We start from the raw sequence: 6,987 nt of genomic DNA on the forward strand, positions 1-6,987 counted from the left end.
CCGACCTCTCCCCGCAAGCGGGGAGAGGTTAAGGAGAGTGCCGCGCTGTCCACCGTCATCTCAATATCCCGCCCGGCTGTTCTTGTGCCCCGCCGGCGCTTTCGCATCGGCATCGAGCAGCCAGCGTGCGCGCGGTGGCGCATCCATGCCGTCGGAAATGCCGAGCGCAAGACGTTCGGCGCCGGCCCATGCGATCATCGCGCCATTGTCGGTGCAAAGCGCCGGTGGCGGCAGCAGCAGGACGGTGCCCGCTTTCTTGGCCACAGCTTCCAGCGCGCCACGAATGGCCTGGTTCGACGCAACACCGCCGGCAGCAACCAATGCCTTCGGCGGGCCGAAGCGCTCCGTAAAAATCCGCAGACCCACTTTCAGCCGATCCGCCGTAGAAGCCAGAACCGCCGCCTGAAAACTCGCGCAGAGATCGGCGATGTCCTGCGCTTCCAGCGGCAACAGGCGGCTCGCCTCGTTGCGCACGGCGGTCTTGAGCCCGGAGAGCGAGAAATTCGGCTCCGGCCGCCCGACCATCGGCCGCGGAAAATCAAACCGCGTCGCATTGCCCTGCGCTGCCGCGCGTTCCACCTGCGGCCCGCCAGGATAGGGCAGGCCCAGCATCTTCGCGACCTTGTCGAAGGCTTCGCCCATGGCGTCATCGACGGTGGTGCCGAGGCGCACATAGTCGCCGACGCCGAGCACGGCGACGATCTGCGTATGGCCGCCGGAGACCAGGAACAGGCAATACGGAAATGCCAGCGGCTCGGTCAGCCGCGGCGTCAGCGCATGGGCCTCGAGATGGTTCACCGCGACCAGCGGTGTGTCATGGACCATGGCGATGGCCTTTGCCGTGGTCAGGCCGACGATCACCCCGCCGATCAGCCCCGGCCCGGCCGCTGCCGCGACACCGGAGAGTTCGGCATAGCCGACACCGGCCTCGGTCATGGCGCGGTCGATCAGCCCGTCCAGCAGGTCCACATGGGCGCGGGCGGCGATTTCCGGCACCACGCCGCCATAGGGCGCGTGGTCGCTGATCTGCGAATGCACGATATTGGAGAGGATGCGGCCGCTGCCGTCCGGCTGCCGTTCGATCACGGCGGCTGCGGTCTCGTCGCAGGTCGTCTCGATCCCCAGCACCAGCATCGGTTGGTCGGTCACGCTTGGTCCTTGCATTGTCAGCGAAATATGGGCTCTTGCTGCCCTTCGCCTAGCACTCTGGGGTCGCAAGGTGCAATCACTCCTCGCCGGGAGCATGATCCCGAAAAGTGGATGCCGGTTTTCGGAATAGATCATGCTCCAGTAAAGAGCGCTCTTATGGCCATTCTCGTCACCCGCCCGCAGCCGGATAATGCCCGCACCGTGGCCGCCTTGCGCGCGCAGGGCTATGTTGCCCTTCCAGCGCCGATGCTGCGCTTCGAAAAAGTGATGTTTTCGCTGGATGCGGAGGCCGATTTCGGCGCCGTGATCGTCACTTCGGCCAATGCCCTGCGCGGCCTTGCAGATCAGCCGGCGGCGAACCGCCTGTTCCGCCTTCCCGTCTTCACGGTCGGGGATCGCACCGCGCAGGCCGCGCAGGATGCCGGTTTCAAGGACGTCATCTCCGCGGGCGGCGATGCCAACGATCTGCGTGCTTTGCTGACGGCGCGGGCGCAGGCCGTGAAACCGCTGCTCTATCTCGCCGGTGCCGATCTCTCCCGCGATCTCGCGGCCGAGCTCGGGACACGCGGTTTTGAGATCGTCACCCACACCACCTATCGCATGGCGCCGGTGGCCGATCTGCCCGACGAGGTGACATCCGCCTTCGCCGGCGGGCAGATCGCCGCCGTCCTGCATTATTCCCGTCGCAGCGCCCGCGCCTTCTTCCACGCTGTGGGCCTCGCCGGTGTCGAGATTTCCGCGCTGGCGATCCCGCATCTTGGCCTGTCCAATGCGGTGGCGAAGATCGCCCATGATGCGGGTGCGACAAAAGTCATGGCCGCGGCCACGCCGGATGAAGATGCCTTATTCGCGGCGCTGGCCCGTGCCATCCCGCCAAATGCACGCTAAAAACCGGTGTTAACAGAGAGGCCACCCAATCTCTGCTAAGGGGGCTGTGTGACTCACGAGGGACTGCATCATGGCCGATGACAACGAGACGGGATCGGTTCCCAATGCCGGCCGGCCCAAGCGCCAGCCGCCGACCCTCGAACTCGCCGCCACCAATGTGACGGAACGGCCGAAAGCCGGTGAAGAACCCGCCGCGCCCGCGCCGGATGTGTCTCCGACCGACGCAGTGCAGCCCGAGGCGCCTGCTGTCGATACATCACCGTCCGACATGCCGCCTTTCGCAGCCGAGCCCGCCGTAGAGGAAGCCACCGCGCCGCCGCGTGACAAATCCGCGCTGCTGCTGCCGATCGCCGCAGGCGCCGTGGCCGGTGCGGTCGTCGCCGCTGCCGCATGGGTCGCGCTGACCAGCATGACACCATCGGATAATGCCGCGACCGAAGCGCTGGCGGGGCGCGTTGCGCAGCTCGAAGCCCGCCCAGTGCCGAAGCCGGACACCGGCCTCGCCACCCGCATCGACGGTATCGAGAAGTCTATCGCAACCCTCCGCAGCGATCTCACTGCTGCCAAGACCCAATCGGATCGCGCGAGCGCCGAGATCAACACGCTCAAATCCGCGCCGCGCGCGGCCGCCGCCGTCGTCGATCTCGCGCCGATCACCGAGCGTCTCAACGTGATCGAACGCGCCACCGGCGATCTGAAATCCTCTGCCGCGCAGCAAAGCGCAAAACCCGTCGATGACCCGGCATTGCGCCGGACCGTGGCCGCCGCATTGCTGGATACATCGGTGCGCCAGAGCGAGCCCTATGCCGCCGCCCTCGCCGCCGTGAAGCCGCTTGCCATCGATCCCGCACAGCTCAAGCCGCTCGACGCCTTCGCCGCATCGGGCGTCCCCAATGATGTCGCGCTGAGCCGTGAACTGCTTGTACTGCTGCCGAAGCTCACGCCAGCGTCATCCGCAGCGCCATCGCCCGACACCGGCTTTCTCGATCGCCTGCAGGCCGGCGCCGCAAAGCTCGTCCGCATTGAACGTACCGACGCCGCCAGCAGCGGCAACGGCAGCGCCGTCGCACGCGCAGCTACCGCTGCACGCAGCAATGATGTCGCGACGGCCAAGCGTGAATTGCTGACACTTGCGCCCGCCGATCGCACCGCCGTGCAGCCCTGGCTCGACAAGCTCGCCGCGCGCGATGCGGCGCTTCTGGCCTCCCGTCAATTCGCAGCCGACGCAATGGCGGCGCTCTCCAAACCAGCGCCGTGAGTCCCCGATGATCCGTATCGTTGCCTTTCTCATCCTGATCGCGCTGCTGGCCGCGGGCGCCGCATGGGTCGCCGACCAGACCGGCGATGTCGTGCTGTCCTGGGGCGGCTGGACCATGGCCACGTCGCTGCCGGTGTTCGTGCTTGTGCTCGGCCTCGTCATCGTGGCCGGCATGCTGCTGGTCTGGCTGATTTTCGGCGTCTGGCGCGCGCCGTCGCGCTATCGCCGCCACCGCCGCAACAAGCGCCAGGCCCGCGGCCGCCATGCCATCACGCAAGGCCTGCTCGCCATTGGCCAGGGCGATAGCGCCGTCGCCAAACGCCATGCCGGCGTGGCGAAGCGTCTGTCCTCGGATGATCCACTCGCGCTGCTGCTGCATGCGCAATCCGCCCAGCTCGATGGCGATCGCGCCGGTGCCCATCGCGCCTTCCAGGCCATGGCGGAACGGCAGGACACGCGTCTGCTCGGCCTGCGCGGCCTGTTCATCGAGGCCCAGCGCAGCGACGATCCCGTCAATGCCGTCGCATTGGCCGAAGAAGCCCTGAAGCTCGCGCCGAATTCGACCTGGGCCGCGCAGGCCGTGCTCGGCTTCCGTTGCGCCCAGTCGGACTGGACCGGCGCGCTCAAGATTCTCGATGCCAATCTGTCGTCCGGCCTGATCGATCGCGTCGCCTATCGCCGCCAGCGCGGCGTGCTGCTCACCGCCCGCGCGCTCGATGCCGAGACAAAGGATCGCGATCTCTCCCGCGACAGCGCCATGGAAGCCATTCGCCTGGCGCCGACATTGATCCCCGCCGCCGTGCTGGCCGCGCGTTTCCAGAGCGAGGCGCATCAGATCCGCCGCGCCATGAAGATCATCGAGGCCGCCTGGCTGGCGCAGCCGCATCCCGATCTCGCCGATGCCTATGCCCATGTGAAACTCGGCGATTCCGCGCGCCAGCGCCTGGTCCGCGTCGAGACGCTGGCGGCGAAAGTGCCTTTCCATGTGGAAGGCGCCCTGGCCATCGCCCGCGCCGCCATCGACGCCGCCGAATACACCAAGGCCCGCGACGCGCTCGCCCCCTTCATCGCCGAGCCGACCCAGCGCACCGCCATGCTGATGGCCGAACTGGAGCGCACCGAACACGGTGACAGCGGCCGCGCCCGCGCCTGGACCCTGCGCGCGGTTCGCGCCCGCCACGATCCGGTCTGGACCGCCGACGGCTATGTCTCGGAACGCTGGCGTCCGGTGTCCCCGGTCACCGGCCGCATTGACGCGTTCCAGTGGCAGGAGCCGCTGGCGGCGCTGCCATCGGGCGATGCCGATCCTTTGGCCTCGCTCGAAGCTGAAATCCTGCGCGAAACCGTGCTGGCGCCGCCGATGCCGCGCCCGGTGGTTCAGCCATTGGCCGAGCCCGTCCCGGCCACACCGATCAGCGAAAAACCGCCCGAACCCATTCTGACGCCCGCCGCAGCAGCCGAGCCCGATCCGGAACCGGTGCCCGAAACCCTGCCTGCCGATGTCGCGCCGCCGCCAAAGTCTGAGCCAGCTCCTGTCCCGCTGTTCCGCGAGCGCGCCGATCTTGCCAGGGGCGCCCGCCCGGCGGTGCCGATTCCAGCCGTCATCCCCATCACCCGCGCCCCGGATGATCCCGGCGTGGACGAAGACGACCCCTATCGCGACGAATTCGCCGAATTGAACAGCGGCCAGCAGCAAGGCGGCTGGCGCGGCTTCATGCGCCGCTGGGGCGGCTGACCCCGGGGTTGCTTCAAGCTGCGCTTTTCGCGCCCATCGGCCTTTCCGCGCCTTGCAAAACCGGGGTGCGGACGATATCAGAGGCTCCATCGCGCCCGGCTGCCCAGCCGAATCGCGACCATGGTTCGCCGCAATAGCTCAGTTGGTAGAGCACGTCATTCGTAATGACGGGGTCACAGGTTCGAGTCCTGTTTGCGGCACCATCCCCCGCTTATGCGCCGCTGATAACCACCACGTCGGGCGCAAAGCGCACCTTCCCATAAATCGCGCTGCACAGCACGGTCACGGATCGATCTGGCGTTTGCATTGCTGAATGAAATTGCGAACGGTCGCTGCGCTTTCGCCGCGCCGGAGCGAGACGGCCAGTCGGGCGATCGGGCTTTTTCCCGCCAATGTGCGGAACACGACGCCGGGCACCTGCATGCAGCGCATGCATTCGGGCACCAGTGAAACACCCAGCCCGGTGGCGACAAGGTTGATCACCGAACCGATCTGGGGGGCCATCTGGCCGAGGCTGGGTTCAAATCCGGCGCTTCGGCAGGCCGCATAGATCTCGTCATGCAGGATCGGGCCGGCTGCGGGCGGCAGCAGGATGAAGGGCTCCTCCTTCAGGGCAGCAAGCCTGATCGTTTCGGAGTCCGACAGCGGATGATCGGTCGGCAGAACGGCGACCATCGCTTCAGAGACCAGCAGGCGCTCCTGCAGGTCGGCGCTGCCGGACGCGCCGGGACGCAGGAACACGACATCATATGAGCCGTCCTTGACGCCCTCGATCAGCCGCGGCGTGTTGGCTTCCTCAAGGCGAAGGTCGACCTCGGGATAGGTGCGGCGGAAGGCGCGAATGGTCGCGGCCACCACCGGATTAAACGCCGCAGAGCCCGTATAGCCTACCCGCAACGAGCCCACCTCGCCGCGGGCCGCCCGCTGTGCATCGCGCGCCGCGCGCTGGATCTGGCCCGGCACATTCTGGACGGCCGCCAGGAAGGCGAGGCCAGCCTCGGTCAGGAATGTTCCGCTCGGCGCCCGCAAGAACAGCCGGGCTCCCACCATCTCTTCGAGATCGCGGATCTGCCGGCTGAATGGCGGCTGCTGGATGCCGCTGCGCTCCGCGGCGCGGGTGAAATGCTTCTCCTCCGCCAGAGCGAGGAAGTAGTTCACGTGTCGCAGCTCGATCATCATGCCTGAAAGGTATCAAGAATGCGCTTCCCATATATTGGACCTCTGACAAAGGTCATGTCAACTTTCTGACAGGCGCAAAGAGGCGCCGCCATCGCATCCCTCGGACATCCCCGAGCGTCCCCTGGGCCTGCCACCGTGCTGGAGCTTCGATGTCGGAACGATTGATCAGTGATCTCGGTGGAAAGCCGGCCGGTGATATCCCGCGCGACGAGCGCCGCCAGCTGTTCTGGGAAAAGCAGCTTATCGCTGTGGTCAATCTGCTGTCCGCCAAGCTGGACATCACGCTCGATGAATTCCGCCGCGCCGTCGAGGAGATGGCGCCCGACGACTACGCCAAATCCTATCTTTACGGCCGCCGCCTCGACGGCTGGCTACGCCTGCTGATCGAGCGCGGGACCATCGACGCGGAAGAGCATCGCGCCCGTACGCAGCGGATCCTCGCCAGCGGGTCGCGCGACCATGTCTTTTGAAGTACCGCCGCCTTACGCGCCCGGCGCACGCGTGCGGATCATCGATCTCGCCAAGGCCGGCCATGTGCGGGTGCCTTTCTATGCGCGGGAAAAGGTCGGCGTCGTCGAGCGCTATGGCGGCACCTATGAAAATCCCGAAGACCGGGCCTATGGCCGCGGTCGCGGCACGGCGGTGCGCCTCTATCGCATCCGGCTCAGGCAGCAGGATCTCTGGCCGGATTATGCGGGCGATGCGACCGACACGCTGGAGCTCGAAGTCTATGACCACTGGCTGCGGCCGGAGCGCGAGCAGGAGATGAACGATGCCT

7 protein-coding genes and 1 tRNA gene are annotated in these 6,987 nt (G+C 66.9%); 6 read left to right on the forward strand and 2 right to left on the reverse strand.

Annotation, left to right across the window (positions count from 1 at the left end; genetic code table 11):
- Positions 1 to 60: 60 nt before the first annotated feature.
- Positions 61 to 1,134 (reverse strand): tRNA (adenosine(37)-N6)-threonylcarbamoyltransferase complex transferase subunit TsaD, encoded by a 1,074-nt coding sequence (gene tsaD / locus ACIQ2A_RS24900; RefSeq protein WP_398484569.1) that lies wholly within the window; start codon positions 1,132 to 1,134, stop codon positions 61 to 63.
- A gap of 171 nt (positions 1,135 to 1,305) precedes the next feature.
- Here tsaD and ACIQ2A_RS24905 point away from each other — a divergent pair, with 171 nt between their 5' ends.
- The 4 genes from ACIQ2A_RS24905 (at position 1,306) to ACIQ2A_RS24920 (ending at position 5,233) form a co-directional block, all read left to right on the forward strand.
- Complete coding sequence (locus ACIQ2A_RS24905) at positions 1,306 to 2,037, forward strand: uroporphyrinogen-III synthase (protein WP_398484559.1); 732 nt, start codon at positions 1,306 to 1,308, stop codon at positions 2,035 to 2,037.
- 70 nt (positions 2,038 to 2,107) lie between these two features.
- Entirely contained in the window at positions 2,108 to 3,295 is a 1,188-nt protein-coding gene (locus tag ACIQ2A_RS24910) for a COG4223 family protein (protein ID WP_398484560.1), read from the forward strand.
- A gap of 7 nt (positions 3,296 to 3,302) precedes the next feature.
- On the forward strand, positions 3,303 to 5,030 hold the full coding sequence (locus ACIQ2A_RS24915; RefSeq protein ID WP_398484561.1) for a heme biosynthesis HemY N-terminal domain-containing protein: 1,728 nt from the start codon (positions 3,303 to 3,305) through the stop codon (positions 5,028 to 5,030).
- A 127-nt stretch (positions 5,031 to 5,157) separates the two neighbouring features.
- Positions 5,158 to 5,233, forward strand: a tRNA-Thr gene (locus tag ACIQ2A_RS24920).
- A gap of 79 nt (positions 5,234 to 5,312) precedes the next feature.
- On the opposite strand, the gene ACIQ2A_RS24925 is transcribed toward ACIQ2A_RS24920, so the two are convergent.
- A complete protein-coding gene (locus ACIQ2A_RS24925; RefSeq protein ID WP_398484563.1) occupies positions 5,313 to 6,209 on the reverse strand; it encodes a LysR family transcriptional regulator in 897 nt (298 codons plus the stop codon).
- Positions 6,210 to 6,358: 149 nt separating this feature from the next.
- Here ACIQ2A_RS24925 and ACIQ2A_RS24930 point away from each other — a divergent pair, with 149 nt between their 5' ends.
- Positions 6,359 to 6,679: a hypothetical protein gene (locus ACIQ2A_RS24930; RefSeq protein WP_398484565.1), complete on the forward strand. Its 321-nt coding sequence runs from the start codon at positions 6,359 to 6,361 to the stop codon at positions 6,677 to 6,679.
- The coding region (locus ACIQ2A_RS24935; RefSeq protein WP_398484567.1) for an SH3-like domain-containing protein at positions 6,669 to 6,987 on the forward strand (319 nt) is incomplete at its 3' end. The genes ACIQ2A_RS24930 and ACIQ2A_RS24935, both read left to right, overlap by 11 nt.

Origin of the sequence: Tardiphaga sp. (genome assembly GCF_044336785.1) — a bacterium.
Classification (GTDB): Bacteria; Pseudomonadota; Alphaproteobacteria; order Rhizobiales; family Xanthobacteraceae; genus Tardiphaga.

Excerpts from the sequence above, each read along its gene's own strand:
- tsaD (WP_398484569.1), bottom strand. The coding sequence starts at position 1,134 with ATGCTGGTGCTGGGGATCGAGACGACCTGCGACGAGACCGCAGCCGCC.
- ACIQ2A_RS24905 (WP_398484559.1), top strand. The coding sequence starts at position 1,306 with ATGGCCATTCTCGTCACCCGCCCGCAGCCGGATAATGCCCGCACCGTG.
- ACIQ2A_RS24910 (WP_398484560.1), top strand. The coding sequence starts at position 2,108 with ATGGCCGATGACAACGAGACGGGATCGGTTCCCAATGCCGGCCGGCCC.
- ACIQ2A_RS24915 (WP_398484561.1), top strand. The coding sequence starts at position 3,303 with ATGATCCGTATCGTTGCCTTTCTCATCCTGATCGCGCTGCTGGCCGCG.
- ACIQ2A_RS24925 (WP_398484563.1), bottom strand. The coding sequence starts at position 6,209 with ATGATGATCGAGCTGCGACACGTGAACTACTTCCTCGCTCTGGCGGAG.
- ACIQ2A_RS24930 (WP_398484565.1), top strand. The coding sequence starts at position 6,359 with ATGTCGGAACGATTGATCAGTGATCTCGGTGGAAAGCCGGCCGGTGAT.